The organism is Desulfatitalea alkaliphila (assembly GCF_022968795.1).
Classification (GTDB): Bacteria; Desulfobacterota; Desulfobacteria; order Desulfobacterales; family Desulfosarcinaceae; genus Desulfatitalea; species Desulfatitalea alkaliphila.
The window spans coordinates 176,184-195,174 of record NZ_JALJRB010000007.1 but is presented as its reverse complement, the minus strand read 5'-3'; the positions used below and the strand labels follow the sequence as shown (position 1 = coordinate 195,174).

At 60.4% G+C, this 18,991-nt stretch carries 15 protein-coding genes; 5 read left to right on the top strand and 10 right to left on the bottom strand.

The genetic code is table 11. The features are described from left to right. Positions 1–16: 16 nt before the first annotated feature. From MRX98_RS08745 to MRX98_RS08735, 3 genes are read right to left on the bottom strand one after another with little or no spacing between them, the layout of a single operon-like run. Entirely contained in the window at positions 17–1,315 is a 1,299-nt protein-coding gene (locus MRX98_RS08745) for a tetratricopeptide repeat protein (RefSeq protein ID WP_246905711.1), read from the bottom strand. 33 nt (positions 1,316–1,348) lie between these two features. Next, entirely contained in the window at positions 1,349–2,794 is a 1,446-nt protein-coding gene (gene selA, locus MRX98_RS08740) for an L-seryl-tRNA(Sec) selenium transferase (protein WP_246905709.1), read from the bottom strand. Then, positions 2,778–4,181, bottom strand: a complete 1,404-nt coding sequence (locus MRX98_RS08735; RefSeq protein ID WP_246905706.1) for an HDOD domain-containing protein — start codon at positions 4,179–4,181, stop codon at positions 2,778–2,780. Before MRX98_RS08735 ends, selA begins: the two co-directional genes overlap by 17 nt. A gap of 250 nt (positions 4,182–4,431) precedes the next feature. Here MRX98_RS08735 and pyrF point away from each other — a divergent pair, with 250 nt between their 5' ends. Further along, positions 4,432–5,184, top strand: coding sequence for an orotidine-5'-phosphate decarboxylase (pyrF, locus tag MRX98_RS08730; RefSeq protein ID WP_246905703.1), 753 nt, complete (start codon positions 4,432–4,434; stop codon positions 5,182–5,184). Positions 5,185–5,273: 89 nt separating this feature from the next. Here pyrF and MRX98_RS08725 read toward each other — a convergent pair whose 3' ends face one another. From MRX98_RS08725 to MRX98_RS08695, 7 genes are all read right to left on the bottom strand, one after another. After that, positions 5,274–6,494, bottom strand: a complete 1,221-nt coding sequence (locus tag MRX98_RS08725; protein WP_246905700.1) for an aspartate kinase — start codon at positions 6,492–6,494, stop codon at positions 5,274–5,276. 160 nt (positions 6,495–6,654) lie between these two features. Continuing rightward, on the bottom strand, positions 6,655–7,125 hold the full coding sequence (tsaE, locus tag MRX98_RS08720) for a tRNA (adenosine(37)-N6)-threonylcarbamoyltransferase complex ATPase subunit type 1 TsaE (protein WP_246905697.1): 471 nt from the start codon (positions 7,123–7,125) through the stop codon (positions 6,655–6,657). Beyond that, the gene (locus MRX98_RS08715; RefSeq protein WP_246905682.1) at positions 7,125–8,708 is read right to left on the bottom strand and encodes an NAD(P)H-hydrate dehydratase; all 1,584 of its coding nucleotides are present in this window, start codon (positions 8,706–8,708) and stop codon (positions 7,125–7,127) included. Before MRX98_RS08715 ends, tsaE begins: the two co-directional genes overlap by 1 nt. A 17-nt stretch (positions 8,709–8,725) precedes the next feature. Further along, positions 8,726–9,448, bottom strand: coding sequence for a pyridoxine 5'-phosphate synthase (locus MRX98_RS08710; protein ID WP_246905679.1), 723 nt, complete (start codon positions 9,446–9,448; stop codon positions 8,726–8,728). Between the two features lie 10 nt (positions 9,449–9,458). After that, positions 9,459–9,845, bottom strand: coding sequence for an rRNA maturation RNase YbeY (ybeY, locus tag MRX98_RS08705; RefSeq protein WP_425523875.1), 387 nt, complete (start codon positions 9,843–9,845; stop codon positions 9,459–9,461). Beyond that, positions 9,799–12,180 (bottom strand): HD family phosphohydrolase, encoded by a 2,382-nt coding sequence (locus MRX98_RS08700; RefSeq protein ID WP_246905659.1) that lies wholly within the window; start codon positions 12,178–12,180, stop codon positions 9,799–9,801. The genes ybeY and MRX98_RS08700 overlap by 47 nt, the downstream gene beginning before the upstream one ends. A gap of 16 nt (positions 12,181–12,196) precedes the next feature. Next, positions 12,197–13,216 carry a PhoH family protein gene (locus MRX98_RS08695; protein ID WP_246905656.1) on the bottom strand — a complete coding sequence of 340 codons (1,020 nt, stop codon included), beginning with the start codon at positions 13,214–13,216 and terminating at the stop codon, positions 12,197–12,199. A gap of 304 nt (positions 13,217–13,520) precedes the next feature. On the opposite strand from MRX98_RS08695, the gene folD reads away from it, so the two are divergent. The 4 genes from folD to MRX98_RS08675 all read left to right on the top strand — a co-directional run bounded on the left by folD (position 13,521) and on the right by MRX98_RS08675 (position 18,901). After that, complete coding sequence (gene folD / locus MRX98_RS08690) at positions 13,521–14,429, top strand: bifunctional methylenetetrahydrofolate dehydrogenase/methenyltetrahydrofolate cyclohydrolase FolD (RefSeq protein WP_246905654.1); 909 nt, start codon at positions 13,521–13,523, stop codon at positions 14,427–14,429. A 444-nt stretch (positions 14,430–14,873) separates the two neighbouring features. After that, positions 14,874–15,800, top strand: a complete 927-nt coding sequence (locus MRX98_RS08685) for a M23 family metallopeptidase (protein WP_246905651.1) — start codon at positions 14,874–14,876, stop codon at positions 15,798–15,800. A 120-nt stretch (positions 15,801–15,920) separates the two neighbouring features. After that, the gene (secA, locus tag MRX98_RS08680) at positions 15,921–18,452 is read left to right on the top strand and encodes a preprotein translocase subunit SecA (RefSeq protein WP_281432274.1); all 2,532 of its coding nucleotides are present in this window, start codon (positions 15,921–15,923) and stop codon (positions 18,450–18,452) included. Then, positions 18,449–18,901 carry a metallophosphoesterase family protein gene (locus MRX98_RS08675; protein ID WP_246905648.1) on the top strand — a complete coding sequence of 151 codons (453 nt, stop codon included), beginning with the start codon at positions 18,449–18,451 and terminating at the stop codon, positions 18,899–18,901. The genes secA and MRX98_RS08675 overlap by 4 nt, the downstream gene beginning before the upstream one ends. The last annotated feature ends 90 nt before the right edge of the window (positions 18,902–18,991 follow it).

Below are 18,991 nucleotides of genomic sequence, written 5' to 3'. Positions count from 1 at the left end.
AAATGCAAGCGATGGCTTATGCGTAACGTTGCCTGGCGTCCGGGGTGGCCAGCTGCTCCTGGATTTCGGTGATGCGGTTGCCGGTGTCGGCGCCTAGTTCGGCGGCGGTTTGATAGGCGGCTAGGGCGTCCTCCAAATGGTGGTGCTTGTGGTAGAGTGCGGCCAGGCGCAGATGGAACAGGCTGTTGTCGGGGCAAAGGGTGACGCTTTGACGGCAGAAGGTGATGCAGATGTCCGGGTTTTCCCCCTTCGCATCGTAGAGCATTCCCAGCTGGGAAAAGGCGGCGGCATCGTTGGGATTGAGTTTGACCGCCTTTTTGCAAGCCATGATCGCCTCCCGGTCGTGCCCCCGGGCCGCCAGGCACTGGCCGAGCAAACTATGCACCGCCGCCCGCTCCGGTTGCAGCACAACGGCCTTCTCAAGATATCGGCAGGCTTCGTCGTAGGCTTGCTGTTCGGTGAACCACTTGCCGAGCTGGAGGAGGGGTTCGAACAGGGCGGCGTCCAGGGCGTGGGCTTGCCGGAATTTGTCCATTGCCGCCTCGGGCTGCCCATCGAGCAGATCCAGTACACCCAGGTTATAGAGGGCCATGGGTTCCCGCGGGTCGATTTGAAGGGCTGTCGCGAAGGCTTCCCGCGCGCCGGTTCGGTCTTCCATTTGGGCCAGGCAGCCGCCCAAACTGTTGAGGACATTGACGTCGTTGGGATCGAGGCGCAGCGCATCGCGGTATTCGGCGATGGCATCCGCCGGTTGTCCGCTTTGAAAATAGTGGTCGCCGCTGATGTTGAGGCTGACCGCATCGAAAATCACCACGCTGGCCGGACCGAAAAAAGCGGCGTGGTCCAGTGCCTTGCATGCATTGAACAAACAAGTCTCGCGGTCGAAATCGAGCAGTGGGAATTGGCTGACGCCGATGGAGAGGCTTTCAACCCGTTGATCGCTCCAGCTGCTGAGAAATTGTCGTGCCAGGGCCGCGGACGCGGCGGCGTCCGTGTCGGGTAATAAACAGCCGTACAACCCGTTGTCCCATTGAAACCATCGCCCATTATAAGTCAGGGCGAATTGTGAGAGGCTTTTGGCGAGGGCTTTGTGCAGCGAGACACCGGCCGTGGTCGGCGGGTCCAGGTGGATGGCCCACATGCCGATGCGGTCCAGGGCCGCCAAAGGGGCGATCCACTCGGGATCCAGAGGGGCCGAAGGCCGGATGGGAGATTGATCGTTGTGATTCTCGCCATCGGCGCCGGGAGTGTCCGGTGCGCCGGTGCGCAGGAAAGAACGATCATCGGGCTGGTTGCTGCGGGTCGGAATGGCCATGTTTGAACTCCACTCGATGGTCACAGGTGACGGTCAATAGGGTATATTCCCCTGGTGATCGCCTTTGACGATGGTGTCGATGGCGCCGGCAATGGTGTCGAACGCCTCGTCTGCCAGGGTGCGCGGGTCCATTAAGAAATAGTCGTCTTCGATCCGGCCGATGATGGGAGGGCGGTTGCGGCGCAGCGCCTTCTCGAGGCCCGCTGCCGACATGCCGGTCATGCGGATGGCGACGCAACAACTGGGCAGATCCAGTGTGGGCAGGGCGCCGCCGCCGACTCGGGACGGCCGGTCCAGCAATGTGACCGTCAAATCGGGATGGGCCAACGCCTCGATCGCCTGGGCCAGCCGTCGGGCGCGGCCTTCCAGTTCCGGACGCCCGGCCAACAGCATGCGCAGGGTCGGTATCGTGGCCACTGCCTTGGCTTCATCCCGGTAGAGGCGCAAAGTGGCCTCCAAGGCGGCCAGTGTCAGTTTGTCGATGCGCAGGGCGCGGGTCAAGGGGTTGGCCCTGATGCGCTCCACGGCAGCCTTTTTGCCGACAATCAGTCCGGCCTGGGGGCCGCCCAACATCTTGTCGCCACTGAAGGTGACCACATCGATGCCGGTGGCGACCGATGCCTGAACGGTGGGTTCGGCGGTCAGCCCGTAGCGCGTGAAATCGATGAAATTGCCGCTGCCCAGGTCTTCCATGACCGGTAGCCCGAATTGTGCGCCCAGGCCCACCATGGCCTTCAGGTCCACGGCGGCGGTGAAGCCCACGATGGCGTAGTTGCTGGTGTGTACTTTGAGCAATAGTCCGGTGTCGGTGGTGATGGCCTGTTGGTAGTCCCGCAGGTGAGTGCGGTTGGTGGTGCCTACTTCCTTGAGGATGGCGCCGCTTTTGGCCATCACATCGGGAATGCGGAAGGCGCCGCCGATTTCCACCAACTCCCCTCGGGAGATGACCACTTCCTTGCCGCGGGCCAGGGTGTCCAGGGACAGCAGGACGGCCCCCGCATTGTTGTTGACCGCCAGGGCGGCTTCGGCACCGCTCAGCTCGCAGAGCAGATCCTCAACGGCGCTGTAGCGGGAGCCCCTGCGGCCGATGCGCAGATCGAACTCCAGATTGGAGTAGTGTCCGGCGATGTCCAGGAGATGGTCCAGTGCTTCGGCCGCCAGGCAGGAGCGGCCGAGGTTGGTATGCACCACCACGCCGGTGGCGTTGATGGTGCGTTGCAGGTTGTAGGCCTGAAGTTTATCGGCCTTTTGGGCGACTGCGGCCAGCAAATGACGCTCAGGCAAGGATGGGTCCGTTATCCGGTCCGGTTGCTCCAAAATGCGGCGGCGGAAATCGGCCAGGGTGTCGCGGATGGCGCGCAGCAGGACCGTTTTCGGCATAGGCGCCAAATGGGGGTCCGATTGCGCCCGGACAAGCAGGGCGTCCACGCCCGGCAGCCGGCGCAGCAATTGCTGCTGATGATCACTGATGGGCTTCACGGCCTTGGTGCTTGTCCTTTTCATTGTGGTTGCCGGCAGGTGGTGTCCACTCGGCGGGGTTGGCTTCCAATACAGACCCGGGAATCAGGTCCACCAGGTCGGCGAAGTTTTCCATTTCCAAGTCTATGGCGGCCAGCTGGGTTTGCAGTGTTCGGGTATCCAGGCGCTCCAGTTCCAGTCCGACACGGAAGCGGGACAACAATAGATCGGCCAGGTAGACGATGATCGACAAGGGCTGGCAGGCGCTTTCCCGGTCCGGATGGTGGTGGTAACGAATAACATGGGCCAGGCTGTCGGGCAGGGACCACTGGCGGGCCAGCAGATGGCCCGCCTCGGTGTGATCAATGCCCAGGGTTTGCCGTTCGACAGTGCGCATGTCGTTCTGCTTTACCAGCGCCTGGCGGTAGAAGAGGGGATAGGCGGCGGCCACATATTGATCCAGCACCACCTTGCCAATGTCGTGGAGCAAACCGGCGGTGTAGGCCATATGGGGTTCGGCCCGGCCGGTGCGGGCGGCCAGCACTTCGGCCAGGCGGGCGCAACCCAGGGCGTGGTGGTAGAGGCCCCCCTTGCAAAGCGAATAGCCCATGCCGGACTGCTCGAAATAGCTTTCCACCGCCGCCAGTAACACCAGTTTGACCATCTGCTCCTGGCCCAGGTAGACCAAAGCGTGATCCAGGGTCTCGATGGTGCGTTTTTTGCTGAACAGGGCCGAATTGGCCAAACCCAGGGTGCGGGCGGTGATCACTTGATCCTGGCGAATTTCTTCGGCCACGCGGTCAATGCTGTATCCCTGGTCTTCGATCAGGCGCAGTACCTTTAGGGCCACCTGGGGAATGGGGCGCAAGCCGGCCATGGATGCCAGGATTTCCTCGGTCTGCGGTATTTTAATGTCTGCCAGGGGGACGTGCTTGCTTTGCCCGACCGGCTCGATGGTACATTGCCCTACGGCCGTGTCCAGGCTCAGGCAACAGGTGAAGAATCCCCCTGTTTCGGACTGGGCGATTTCGATCCCGCGCTTTTTTAGGATATCCAAGGTCGTTTCCGCGGTCCGGCCCCCGATGTCCAGGGAGAGGTCCTGGGAACTCAGCGGTCCCACCAGCGCCCCGCCGGCCAGGGTGGCGGCCATGCTTTCCGGCCGGGCGCCCATGGCCATGAGCGCGTCGAGAAACAATGGCACGCCGGTCGCAGCATATTTTTCGGGGTTGGTGACATTGGTTTTGACAATGGGTTCCGGCAGCAGGAGGTGCAGTATGCCGCCGCAACCGGTGTCGCGGCAATGGATCGCCAGACCGACGCAAGTTCCCAAATAGGCCTGCAACAGCAGGGGTTGTCGCGTACTGGTCTGAAAAGTGCCCGCCGAGACGTGGTACCGCCGTGTGTTCACGTTTGGAATCCCCATTGTTTTAAACGACAATCCCGCCGATGCCATTACATCCGGCCCCCGCGGCAGCGGGAGCCAAGGCTTGATCTCGTCTAATACCATGATTTCGGGGAATAATTCAACCACCGCGTCCAATTCGACGGAAAAAGGACGATGATCGGTCGCCTATGGTTTCGGTTTGACTTCGTTGATGGATCCCTGCATAGAGGGCTGTGGCATATGCCGTCATGGACGTTTGGAAAGGATGGGCTGAATGCGAAGCGGCAAGGACTATATTATTTTTCCGTTGGATGTGGCGGACGATGACGATGCCCGGCGCTTGGTCGCTTTGTTGCATCAAGAGGTGGGGATGTTCAAGATCGGGCTGGAGCTGTTTGTGCGTTACGGACCCGCCCTGGTGCAATGGGTGGCGGCCCAAGGCAGGGCCGGGGTTTTTCTGGACCTCAAGCTGCACGATATTCCCGTAACGGTAGAGCGCGCCATGCGTGGCGTTGCCGGTTTGCCGGTAGACCTGACTACGGTCCATTGCGGCGAGAGCCGGCCGATGTTGGAGGGCGCCGTCAGGGGTGGTGCCGGCCGTGTCAAAGTGTTGGGGGTGACGGTGCTCACCAGCGTATCGGCCGCCCAATTGCGCGCCGCCGGGTATGCCGACGACATGGTCGCGGATCTGCAGCGCCTGGTGTTGCACAAGGCGCAAATGGCGCACGAGGCGGGGTGTGCCGGCGTTGTTTGTTCGGGGCATGAGGTGGCGACCATCAAGCAGCGATTGGGTGCTGCTTTCCTGGCGGTGACACCGGGCATCCGCCCCGCCTGGTCGTTGGCGAAAAAGGATGATCAGGCCCGGGTGGTCACACCCGCCATGGCGGTGGCGCGGGGCGCCGATTACCTTGTTATTGGAAGGCCCATCCGTGATGCGGCCGATCCGGTCGCGGCGGCACGTCGGGTTGCGGCGGAGATCGAGAACGCCCTGGATGACCGCGACACCGATGGCATCATCAACAAGTGAAGTGGCGCCAAACCGCTAAGCCGGCGATCAGCAAACCCAAGACCAGGATCACCAGCAGCTGGTCGGGACTGAAGCGGGGCAATCGCACCCTATTCGTCGGCATCCAAACCGAAGGCGGTGTGCAGGACGCGAACGGCCAACTCGGTGTATTTCTCCTCGATGACGCAGGAGATCCGGATCTCCGAAGTGCCGATCATAATGATGTTGATATTCTCCCGGGCCAGGGTGTTGAACATCACCGACGCCACGCCGGCGTGATTCTTCATGCCCACGCCGATCACCGACACCATGCCGATGTTGGTATCGCCCAGCACCTCTTCGGCACCGATCCGGTCGGCCACTTTGCCTGCGATCTCCATGGTGCGTTTGAAATCGATCTTGGGCACGGTGAAGGTCATGTCGGTCTGGCCCCCTTGGCGGGTGTTCTGGATGATCATATCCACAATGATACCCGCTTCGGAAATGGGCGAAAAGATCTTGGCGGCGATCCCCGGCTGGTCCGGAACTTTAGTGATGGTGACGCGGGCTTGCTTCTTGTCGAGGGTCACGCCGGACACCACCAATTGTTCCATGCCCGAATCCTCGTTGACGACCATGGTACCTTCCTCCTCGTTGAATGATGAGCGCACATGCACGGGGATATCGTATTTTTTGGCAAAGCCCACCGAACGGATCTGCAGCACTTTGGCGCCAAGGCTGGCCATGTTGAGCATCTCGTCGTAGGAGATGGTTTTTAGTTTGCGCGCCTTGGGGCAGATGTTGGGATCGGCGGTATAGATGCCGTCCACATCGGTGTAGATTTCGCAAACATCGGCCTTGGTGGCGGCGGCGATGGCGACGGCCGAAGTGTCCGAGCCGCCCCGGCCCAGGGTGGTGATGTTGCCCTTGATGTCATATCCCTGGAAGCCGGCCACCACCACGATGGTATGCTTTTCGATCAATTGATGCAGCCGCTTGGCACCGATTTCCAAAATGCGCGCGTTGCCGTAGTCGCAATCGGTGACCACCTCGGCCTGGTGCCCGAGCAGGGATTGGGCCTGATAGCCCATCCCTTGCAGCATCATGGCCAGCAGGGCCGCCGTGGTTTGCTCGCCGGTGGCCAGCAGCACGTCCAGCTCCCTTTTGGCCGGCTCTTCGGCGGCCTTATGGGCCAGTTCAATCAAGCCGTCGGTGACCCCCGCCATGGCCGACAGGATCACCACCACATCGTTGCCTTGATCAAAGGTTTTGGCCACCCGCTGTGCCACTCGGCGGATGCGATCGATGTTGGCCACCGATGTGCCGCCATACTTTTGAACCACAAGGGCCATGGATTCTCCTCGCTAACCACCGCCGGCACGGTTCGCCTTGCGGAGAGATGGTGTCGGTTACATGCCCAACGGCAATGCCGACGCGGGCAACCTGATTATATATCAGAGAGCGCTTTTCAAGTCCACGATCAATTTTCAAGGAGTAGGCGGTCGACCGGCTTCAAAGTGCCGGACCGATTTCGCTGATGTCCAAAGTTGCCGGTGCCTGGACGTGCAGTCGACGCCGGGTGTCGTCGATGGTGGTGATCCGGATGGCCACGCTGTCCGAAGGCCACTCGCTGTCCGGCAGCCGCTCGGCCCATTCGACCGCCACCACGGACCGCTCATCGCACAAGTCCCACAAACCAACGGCATCGGCCGCCGAGGCATCTTCCAAACGGTAGAGATCCACATGAACAAGGGCCAAGCGGCCGGGATATTCATGGATCAGGGTATAGGTCGGGCTGGTGATGTCATACCCTTCGGGAACCGCCAAACCGCGGGCCAGGCCTTGGACAAGGCAGGTTTTGCCGCTTCCCAGGTCCCCGTACAGTCGTATAATGGTTCCCCGTTGCAGGCACTGTCCCAGGCGCCGGCCCAAGCAGCGGGTTTCTTCGGGACCGTGGGTGATCCATTGGCCGGTGGTGTTCATCAGAGCAGTGGCTGTTCCACCGGCGGCGCCGGGGGGTTGTCGAAGATCCGTTGCATGGCCAGGGGCAAGGCATCCATCACTTCGGTGGCCAGATAACCTCTGGATGCCTCTTCCGACAGCAGGTCGGCGGACAGGCCATGGAGAAACACGGCGGCGCCGGCGGCTTGGGATGGTTGCAGCCCCTGGGCCAACAGGCCGGCCACTGCGCCTGTGAGCACATCGCCCATCCCGCCACTGGCCATACCGGTGTTGCCGGTGGGATTGATCCAGACCTTGCCGTCCGGATCGGCCACCAGGGAGCGGGCCCCTTTCAGTATCACGTGGGATCGCGTTTGGCGGGCGAGCCGACGTACGGCCGCCATGCGGTCGTGTTGAACCGCGGCAACCGATTGGTCGAGCAGCCGGGCCATCTCGCCCGGATGGGGCGTGAGAATGGTCGGTGCGCTGCGGCCGGCCAGAACCGCCAGGCCGCCCACCAGGTTGTTCAAACCGTCGGCGTCGATCACCAGCGGCAGATCCAGGGCCGATGCCACGCGCCGCACCAGATCGCGGGCGGCGGTGCTGGTGCCCATGCCGGGCCCGATGGCGATGCAGCGTTTTTCCATCGCCGCCTGCTCGATGGCGGTGAAGGCTTCCGACGGCCACTGCCCTTGGCCGTTGTCGGGAACCGGCCAGGTCATGGCTTCGATGAGTCGGCCTTCCAGAATAGGGCTCAGGCTTTGGGGCGCGGCCAGGGTCACCAAGCCGGCGCCCACCCGCAGGGCCGCTTGGGCGCTCATGATGGCGGCGCCCGTTTTGCCGGCGGCGCCGGCCACCACCAGTAAATGACCGGTGTGTCCTTTGTGACTGTCGGACGCCCGCCGGGGCAACCAGCGGCGTACCGCACGACCGGTGATCAAACGTTGGCGCGGATCGGCCCATTGGGTGATCAACGGTGGAATGCCGATATCGATCAGCACCAGGCGGCCGCAAAAACCGGCGCCCGGCTGCAGCAGATGGCCGATTTTAGGATGGCCGAAGGTGGCTGTCACAGTGGCCTGAATGCAAACACCGCAGGGGTGGCCGGTGTCGCTGTGGAGTCCCGAGGGGATGTCCACGGCCAGCAATGGTTTTTGCAACTGATTGACGAACTGGATCACATCGCGCAGGTAGCCGCGTACGTCGCTGTTGAGACCTGTGCCGAACAGCGCATCGATCCAGTAGCCGCAGTGGCGCATGGCGCCTTGGCAGGCGGCAAAGGCGGCGGCGTCGGGAATTTCCGTAACGGGGATGTTCAGGGCGCTGAGCAACCGGTCGTTGGCGGCCGCGTCTCCCTGGAGACGGTCGCGGGTGCTTGTCAGAAAGATGCGTACTTCCACCCCCATCCTAGCCAGGTAGCGGGCCATCACCAAGCCGTCGCCACCGTTGTTGCCCCGCCCGGCGAGCACGCCCACCGGTCGGGCGCCGTTGCGGTAGATATGCTCCAGGAATGCACGGGTGGCGCCCCTTCCGGCATTCTCCATCAGAACCCGTCCGGGGATGCCGATCTCATCAATGGTTTTGCGGTCCATGGCCTGCATTTCGGCGGCTGTAACGACAATCATGGCGCAGGAACTCCTTTCTACAGCGTTCGTATCAGCGTCACCATGTCCCGCACGGCGGTTTCCATGCCCACCAGCACGGCCCGGGCGATGATGCCGTGGCCGATGCTGAATTCATCGATCTCCTTGAGACCGGTGAACAGTTTGACCAGGCGAAAATCCAGTCCGCCGCCCAGGGCGATGCGCAGCCGCAAACGGTGGGCCATTTTGACCACGTCGATGATTTTCAACAGCTCCTGGTGCTGATTGGCGGCCGAGGGAGCCGTTTGCAGCCGGCGGGTGCTGATGTGGATCCAGCTGGCGCGTGCCTGGTGCGCCGATTTCACTTGCTCGGGTTCGGGTACGATGGCCACGCCGACCCCGATGCCGTTGGATTGCAGCGTGTCGACCATATCGAAGATGGTTTTTGTGTGCAGCGCCATGTCGAAAGCATCGGCGGCCTTGCCTTCGTCGGACGTTTCCGATGGTCGTAAGATGACGCGCTCCGGCTGGATGTCCAGGGCCAAGCCGACCCATTCCGGCGCCGCGGTCAAATGGAGCACCATCCGTCCGTGCACCGATTGACGGAGCAGCCTTAGATCCTGCTCATCGATCAGGGCACGTGCCGGATGCCAACCTGCACCGATACCGTCCGCGCCACCCAGCTCGGCCAACAAGGCCGCCGTCGCAGGTGAGGGATCGGCCCCGCGGCCGCTGTTGCGCAAAGACGCGACATGATCCACCAATACCGTCAAACCGGCCATTGCACCTCCTTCAAGCGTTGTCGAGCATTTCCATCAGTTCCCGGGCCTTGGCTTCCATGATGTCGGCCTCCGCCTCCGAGTGCACGTGGTCATAGCCCATCAGGTGCAGGATGCCGTGGATCAGAAGTTCAAGGAATCGCTGCGCCATGGGCATGTCGGCCTGCCGGCTTTCCCGGGCACAGGTGTCCATGGAGATCACCACGTCACCCAGCAATTCGGGGTGCAGATCGCCGTGGGGCCCTTCGCGCATGGGGAAGCTGATCACGTTGGTGGGGCCGGTGTGCTGCAGGTACTGTTCATTGAGCCGGGCAATGGTCGGGTCGTCCACCAACACGATCGACAATTCACCGTCAGGACATCCCAAGGCGTTTAAGATGGCTTGGGCGTTCCTTTGCACGTCCTGCGTCGCGATGGGATGGTTTGCCTGTTGATTGTCGATCAGAATGGCCATTTTTCGTCTTTGCGCCCTCTTTGCTGCTCGATTCGGTATATTCGATACGGTGGTGGTGAATACCGTTGAGAATTTTATTGAAGCTCTTGGCGATACTGTGAAGATCCTTGAGGGTCAATTCGCAGTTGTCCAACTGACCATCGGAGAACACTTTGTTGATCAGTTGCTGCACCAGCCCCTGCAAGCGCGCGGGCGTCGGGTTTTCCAGGGTGCGCGAGGCCGCCTCTACAATGTCGGCCAGCATCACCAGTCCCACCTCCTTGGTTTGGGGCTTGGGGCCGGGGTAGCGATAATCGTCGATCTTCACGGCATCCTCGCCCTTGAGCTGCTTGGCCTTTTCGAAAAAATAGTGGATCAGGCTGGTGCCGTGGTGCTGTTGAATCGTGTCGATGATCACCTGCCCCAGCTTCTGCTTGCGCGCGATCTCCACACCGTCCTTCACATGGGCGATCAGAATCAGGCTCGACATGGAAGGGGCCAGTTTGTCGTGTTTGTTGCGCCCGTCGGTCTGGTTTTCGATGAAATAGAGGGGCTTTTTGACCTTGCCGATGTCGTGGTAGTAGCCGCACACCTTGCCCAGCAGCGGATTGGCGTTGATTTCGCTGGCGGCGGCCTCCACCAGGGATCCCACGATGACCGAATGATGGTAGGTGCCCGGCGCCTCGATCATCAGGCGCCGCAGAATGGGTCGGTCCAGGTTGGCCAATTCCAGCAGGGTGATGTCGGTGGTGAAGCCGAAGCCCATCTCCACCAAGGGTGCCACGCCCAATGTGATGATTCCGCTGAGCAGCCCGCCGGCCAGGGCCAGGACGGCCATCCAGGCCAAGTTGAGACCACCGATTTCACCGGCGTGAATGCCGATGGCCAGGGCCATCAAGGCGCCCAGAATCCCTGTTTTGATGCCGGCCATGATCACCACCCGGCGTTCGCGGCAGTGCTGCACCCAGAAGGCCGCCATGCTGTTGGTGACGGCGAAAAAGAGAAAGGTGTCGAGTCGGGTGCCCATCAACAGCGCGGCGCACATGGCGGCGACCATGCCGAAGGGCAGGGCGATCTCAAAGCCCAATACCAGGCACACCAGCATGGCACAGGCCGCTATGGGTATGGCGACGAGCACCGCATCGGCGGGCGGCGCAAAGGGGTGGGCGCCGCTTTGCCCCCCCGCCACAACGATGCCCGCTTTGGTAAGCGCCAGCACCAGAACCAGGCTCAAGGTCATGAAGAGCAGGTTTTTGCTGGTGTTCAGGTGTTTGTGGTCGGGCAGTTGCAGGTGGATGAAGTGCAGCACGATCAGAATGATGGCCAGCATGGCAGCTGCGCCGACGGCGCTGGTGAAGATCGGCCGGCCCTTGCTCTGCTCTTCCATGGCGCGCAGTTTGAGCAGCTGGACTGCGGTGACCCTTTCACCTTCGCGCAGCACCATCTCCCCGGTCTTGATCCGGTACATGATCGGCTTGACGCTCTCCCGGGCTTGCTGCTTGCGGGCCTCGGTTTCGTTGCGATTGAGGGTGATGTTGGGTGCCAGCAGACGTTGGCTGAAGTCCACGATCAGATTGATCAGGTTGTAATTCAGGTCCTTGACCATCGGTTCGGCGATGATGCGAACCATGGTTTTGGCTTGATCCGGACCATAGTATTGGCGCAGGGCATAGGCCGTGTTTTCGTTCTGCGTGGCCACGTCCCGCAAAGTGATGCCCTTGTCGATCTCCTGGAGCAACACCTCCTTGTTGGCGACGACACCGTTGGACATTATGGCGTCCACGATTTGAACGATGATTTCGGCGATGGCGGCGGAGAACATTTCAGCCGTCAGCAGGCGGTAGGCGCCCCGGCTCACCTCGATGCCCATGGCCGTTTCGAAGCTCTCTTTGTGGGGCGCCATGGCCCGCTCCAGCGCTTGTCGGTCGGGGGGCGTGTCTTGGGCGCCTTCGCCGACGAGGCCGGCCTCCTCGATGCGCGTGCGCATCCGGGCGAAGACGGTGCGCACCTGTTCCGCAATGCGGGGCGCGATGCGCGGGTCGTGATCGTAGACGGTCAGGATGCCGGCCGCGGCCTGTTCCTGGTTGGCCGCCGTGGCCACCTTGTCCTCCACGAAAAAATCACCGGGCGCCTTGACGTCCTGCATGGCGATGTCGCCCAACTGGTACTGTTCCTGTGTAATGAGCAGACTTGGATAGACCAGGATCAGAAACAGGATTACCAGGGCGGCCAGCAAAAGCCATCCCAGATGACGCGTCACGATGGCGCCGGGCGTCAAGCGTTTCTTGTTTTCGGGACTCATGGGTTGAATCGCCTCGTCAAGCCGGGACCGTCGGCACGATACCCGGCGGCGGACCGTTGGCGGCCGCCAGTTTTTTCTCGGTGGCCGCTTCATATGCCAGAATGATGTCCTGCACCAACCGGTGACGCACCACGTCGCGCTGGGTGAAAAAGACCATCTTGATTTCCTGGATGTGAGCCAGAATCTGTTTGGCCTCGATCAGTCCGGAGGTTTTCTGGGGCGGCAGGTCCACCTGGGTGATGTCGCCGGTGATGACCGCCTTGGAATTGAAGCCGATACGTGTCAGGAACATTTTCATTTGTTCCGAGGTGGTGTTCTGGGCTTCGTCGAGGATGATGAAGGAGTCGTTCAGGGTGCGCCCCCGCATGAAGGCGATGGGGGCGACTTCGATCACTCCCTGTTGCATCAGCGCGGCGGCCTTTTCAAAGCGCATCATGTCGTGCAACGCATCGTAAAGCGGCCGCAGATAGGGATCCACCTTTTCCGCCAGGTCGCCGGGCAAAAACCCCAACGCTTCGCCCGCCTCCACCGCCGGCCGTGTCAGAATAATGCGGGTGACGGTGCCCTTGGTCAGCGCCGCCACCGCCATGGCCATGGCCAGATAGGTTTTGCCCGTTCCGGCGGGGCCGATGCCGAACACGATGTCGTGCCGGCGCATGGCGTCGATGTACTCTTTCTGGGCGCGGCTCTTGGGTGTAATGGCCATCTTCTTGGCTGTGATGTAGACCGTGTCCAGAAAAATCTCTTTGAGCAGGGTGCGGTCGTCGGCGCTGAGCAGCCGGATGGCGTAATCGATATCGGTGTCGTAGACCGGATAGCGTTCCTTGATCAATCCGTAAAGCTGGGTCAGCAGGTTGCGGGCCAGGTGCACGGTGATCTCATCCCCGCACAAATGGACCGTGTTGCCCCGCGCCTTGACCTGCAGATCGAGACTTCGGGCGATGTGCTGCAGATGGCGGTCGTGCTCACCGAAAAGCTGCCGCGACAACTCTACATCAGTGAAGGTGATCTTGGTTTGATGGGCGTTGGTTTCCATGTCTTTGCCGTCGCTGTGGCTTTCCCTCCTTATTGGATGGTCGGCGCGTTACCGAACACAGAGAATATAAAACTTTTATGTCGAATGCAAACGGGAATGGGAGTTTGCCACGGTGTGAGTTGCAATTGACATTTCAGCTTCATTGAATTAAGGGAAACCATCTTTCGAAGCGCCGATCCGTCATGCATGGAAGCGGACATTTCGCCAACGCCTTTGCATCGGTGAAAGCAACCCCTTGCTCCCTTAAGGGTTGATTTTCCCGGGAAATATTCGTTTACACAATCCTGAAAGGAGATGAGAGCAGATGGCCGCAAAGCTAATCAAAGGTACCGACATTCGTGAGCAGATCCTCGAGGAGATCACGGCTGAGGTCAAACAGATCAAGGAAAAACATGGGGTCGTGCCGGGGCTGGTCACCATCCTGGTGGGTGAGAATCCGGCCTCCATATCCTATGTCACATTGAAAATCCAAACCGCTCACCGGGTGGGGTTCAAGGAGATCCAGGACTCTCAGTCCGTGGACATCACCGAAGAGCAGCTGTTGGCCCTGATCGACAAGTACAATAAAGACGATTCCATCAACGGCATACTGGTGCAACTGCCCCTGCCCAAGCACATCGATGAAAAAAAGGTGCTCAACGCCATCGATCCGGACAAGGACGTGGACGGATTCCATCCCGTCAACGTCGGCCGTTTGATGATCGGCGGTAAGGAAGTGAAATTTCCGCCCTGCACCCCGGCCGGCATCCAAGAGATGATCGTGCGCGCCGGCGTCGAAACCAGCGGCGCCGAGGTGGTGGTCGTGGGTCGTTCCAACATCGTGGGCAAGCCCATCGCCAACATGATGTTGCAAAAGGGCAAAGGCGCCAACAGTACGGTGACCATCGTGCATACCGGCACAAAGGATTTGGCCTCCCATTGCCAACGGGCCGACATCCTGATCGTGGCCGCCGGCGTGCCCGGCCTGGTCAAACCGGAGTGGATCAAGCCCGGTGCCTGCGTGATCGATGTGGGTGTCAACCGGGTCGGCGAGAAGATCAGCGAAAAGACCGGCAAGCCGATCGCCATTTTGCGGGGCGATGTGGATTTCGATGCCGCCAAGGAGATCGCCGGTTCCATCACCCCCGTTCCGGGCGGCGTGGGCCCGATGACCATCACCATGCTGATGCTCAACACCCTCAAGTCCCTCAAGTTCAAGCTGGGGATCGCCTGATCCTAGTGTGCAACAACGCTGAAGCCACCGGTGGGTCTCGGTCCGCCGGTGGCTTTTTTTCCGACGGCACCCAAAGCTACTTCAGGTTGGTGGCCTTCATGACCGACAGTGCGTGTCGGTGAAGTTGGCACCGCATTGGGCTTCATTGAAAATGTATAACAAAAACAAATCGATGGGATTTGACACCATTGCTGATCCATGTTATTTTGCCCTGGGTTTTTAACGCAAAGAGCATCGTATCTTGCTAATATCAGTAGTGAATTGTACCATGTGCATAACGGCCCTTGGTGTGCGCTGAAGCACGAATGCCACGCAACCCGGCAACATCGGAACGGATGATGTTCGTCCACCCCACGGAAGCCCGAAGCGTACCAGCGATGTGAGCGGGATCAGGAAGTGCGGGCACCCACGTCAAAGCGGCGGCCATCATCATCAGGACTGACCATGGCACAAAAATTTTCCCTGTTCCTTGTAGGCGGTTCCGGTACAAAGGTCAGGCAGCTCCGAATTTCCCGCGGACAGTGCATTCTTCTCGCTTTGTTGACGTTGACCCTGCTGTCGGTCATCGGTTACGGGATGTGGGATTATGTTTCCATAGGACGGGAGGCCGCCCGGAACAGCGCTTTACAACGTGAGTTGGCGCTGCGAAATGAAGAGGTGACGCTGCAGCGCCGGCAAATCCAGAAGTTCGCCAGGGAAATCGATCTGCTCAAAGAGCGCATCGTTACCCTGGATCAATTCGAGGAGCGCATTCGCATCCTGGCCAATCTCGATCAACGCGATCAACAGGAAGGGCTTTTCGGTGTCGGCGGTTCGGCGCCCGAGGACCTGAGTCCCGAATTGGACATCACCCGTGACCACCAACAGTTGATGCGCCGAATGCACGCGCAGGTGAGACAATTGGACAACGCCGCGGCGCGCCGGAGCGGCAGCTTTGCCACATTGGTGGAAAAGCTGGAAGAGCGTAAAAATATCTTGGCGCACACGCCGGCGATTCGGCCGGCCCAAGGGTGGGTCACGTCCAGCTTCGAATATCGCCGGAATCCCTTTACCGGCAAGCGGGAGTTCCATCGGGGCATGGACATCGCCAACCGCAAAGGCACGCCGGTGGTGGCCACCGCGGATGGGGTCGTTTCATTCATCGGTGAGCGGGGTGCCTTCGGGACACTCATGGTGATCGATCACGGATATGGCTTCACCACACGTTACGCCCATCTGGAAAAGGGATTGAAACAGAAGGGGGATCGGGTGCAACGGGGCGAGGTGATGGCCAAAATGGGCAGCAGCGGACGCAGCACCGGGCCCCATCTGCATTACGAAGTGCGTTTGAACGGTGTGCCGGTCAATCCGGAAAACTACATTCTTAATTGATTCGACCTCACCACCATCCATCCCGCATCATGCAGGATCCAACATCAGCTACGGTCCCCGCAAACCGCAAGCCATGCATCCGTATTGTAAAACGAATCTCCGGGAAGGACGATTGATCCGATGATATGGAATCTGCTGACCCGACTCTTCGGGAGCAAAAACGAACGTGAAGTCAAGAAATTGTGGCCTGTCGTGGAGGCGATCAATGCGCTGGAACCCCGTATGCAGGCCATGAGCGATGAGCAGCTCCGGGAACAGACCAATTTGTTCAAGCAGCGGTTGGCGCAGGGCGAATCGTTGGATGAACTGCTGCCCGAAGCCTTTGCAACGGTTCGCGAGGCATCGGTGCGGACGGTGGAGATGCGTCACTTTGATGTCCAGTTGATCGGCGGCATTTTCTTGCACAGGGGGCGGATCGCCGAGATGAAAACCGGTGAAGGCAAGACCCTGGTGGCCACCTTGCCCGCCTACCTGAACGCCCTGGCCGGCAAAGGGGTGCATATCATCACGGTCAACGATTACCTGGCCCGTCGGGATACCGAATGGATGGGCAAAATCTACAATTTTCTGGGGTTGCGGGTGGGTTCCATCCTCCACGGTTTGGACGATGCCCAGCGGCGCGAGGCCTACGGCGCCGACATCACCTACGGCACCAACAACGAGTTCGGCTTCGACTATCTGCGCGACAACATGAAATACGACCTGGAGACCATCGTCCAGGGCGACCTGCACTATGCCATCGTCGACGAAGTGGACAGCATCCTGATCGACGAGGCCCGCACGCCCTTGATCATATCCGGTCCGGCGGAGAAATCGACCCACCTTTACTACCAGGTCAACAGCATCGTGCCGAACCTCAAGGCCGATGCCCACTATAGCAAGGACGAAAAGGCGCGCAGTGTCACGCTCACCGAAGAGGGGGTGGCCCTGGCGGAGAGGTTGCTCCAGGTGGACAACCTCTACGATCCGCGCAACATCGAAACCCTGCACCACATCAATCAGGCCTTGAAGGCCCACACCCTTTTTCAGCGCGATGTGGACTACATCGTCAAGGAAGGCCAGGTGATCATCGTCGATGAATTCACCGGTCGCCTGATGCCGGGGCGCCGTTACAGCGACGGTTTGCACCAGGCCCTGGAAGCCAAGGAGAATGTCAAGATCGAGAACGAGAACCAGACCTTGGCCACCATCACCTTCCAGAACTACTTCCGCATGTATGACAAACTCGCGGGCATGACTGGTACGGCCGACACCGAGGCGGCGGAGTTCAAGAAGATTTACAACCTGGACGTCAACGTGGTGCCCACCAACCAGCCCATGATCCGCCAGGATCACGCCGACGCGATCTACAAGACCCGAAAGGAAAAATACGAGGCAGTGCTGGACGAGATCGAGGCCTTGCACACCAAGGGGCAGCCGGTACTGGTGGGGACCATCTCCATCGATGTGTCGGAACAGTTGGCCGGCATCCTCAAAAAAAGAGGCATTGCCCATGCCGTGCTCAATGCGAAGAACCATGAGGCCGAAGCCGAGATCATCGCCATGGCCGGCCAGCGGGGAGCGGTCACCATTTCCACCAACATGGCGGGCCGCGGCACGGACATCAAGTTGGGTGAAGGGGTGACCGAGCTGGGCGGGTTGCACATCCTGGGCACGGAGCGTCACGAGAGCCGCCGCATCGACAATCAGCTGCGGGGCCGTTCCGGGCGCCAGGGGGACCCGGGTTCCTCCCGTTTTTATCTCAGCCTGGAAGACGACCTGTTGCGCATTTTCGGCGGCAAGCGCATCGGCGGCATCATGGAGCGGCTCGGCATGCAGGACGGCGAACCCATCGAGCACAACCTGATCAGTCGGGCCATCGAAAACGCTCAAACCAAGGTGGAGGCGCACAACTTCGATATCCGCAAGCACTTGCTGGAATACGACGATGTGATGAACCAGCAGCGGGAAGTGATCTACCGCCAGCGGCGGGAACTGTTGCGCGGTGACAGTATCCACGAGACCATTCTCGACATGATGATGGAACAGGCCGAGATCATCGCCGCCCAATTCGCCGATGAGAAGGCCTTGCCCGAGGACTGGGACCATCAGGGATTGTCCGACGCGGTTTTCAAGCAGTTCAATTTCCGTTTACAGCCCTTCGACAACGACACGCTGGACGGATTGACCGAAGAGGGCTTGGCCGAGGCGATTTACGAGCAGGCGACGGCCTATCATCAGACCCGGGAGCAACAGTTCGGCGCCGATACCATGCGCCACGTGGAGCGGGTCTTGATGCTGCAGACGGTGGACAATCTATGGAAAGACCACTTGCTGAGCATGGATCACCTCAAAGAGGGGATCGGATTGCGCGGTTACGCCCAGCAAAACCCCTTGTTGATTTACAAGAAAGAGGGTTTTGCCATGTTCGAGGATCTCATCGAACGGATCAAAAGTGAGACCCTGGGAGTTTTGTTCCGGGTGCAGTTGGCCGCACCGCCCTCCTTGGAGGAAATGCAGAAGGAGAAGGCGCAGGAACTGGTTTTTTCGGGCGGCGGCGACGGGAGCCCGCGCAAAAAGCAGCCGGTGCGGCGCAGTGATCAAAAGGTGGGCCGCAACGACCCCTGCCCCTGCGGCAGCGGCAAGAAATACAAGAAGTGTTGCGGCAAATGATTATCGGCCTTATTTCAGACACCCACGGCAGTTTGAGCAACGAGGCCCTGCATGCCCTGCGCGGTGCCGATCACATTTTGCATGCCGGCGATATCGGTGGTGCGGCCATTCTTGAGCAGTTGGCGACATTGGCGCCTGTGACCGCAGTTCGCGGCAACACCGATGGCGGATCGTGGGCCGCGGCTTTACCGCCCACCGATATGCTTGAGCTGGGGGGGAAATGCTTCTATCTGCTTCACGATCCGGCCGCCCTCGATTTGGATCCCCCTGCCGCCGGGATTGACGTTGTCGTCAGCGGCCACACCCATCAGGCGACCATCGCCCATGCGGGCGGTGTTCTCTATTTCAATCCAGGATCGGCCAGTCAGGGTCGTTATGGCGGCAGCACCAGCGTGGGCCGCATCACCATCGACGATACCGGATTGCATCCCCGCATCATCGCCCTTTAAAGCCTGTTTGACATCGCGGCGACCCACCGGCAGCCGATTGTTTGACATTCCGAATTGGGCGGTTAGATTTGTGCCAAGGCCATGGCCGAG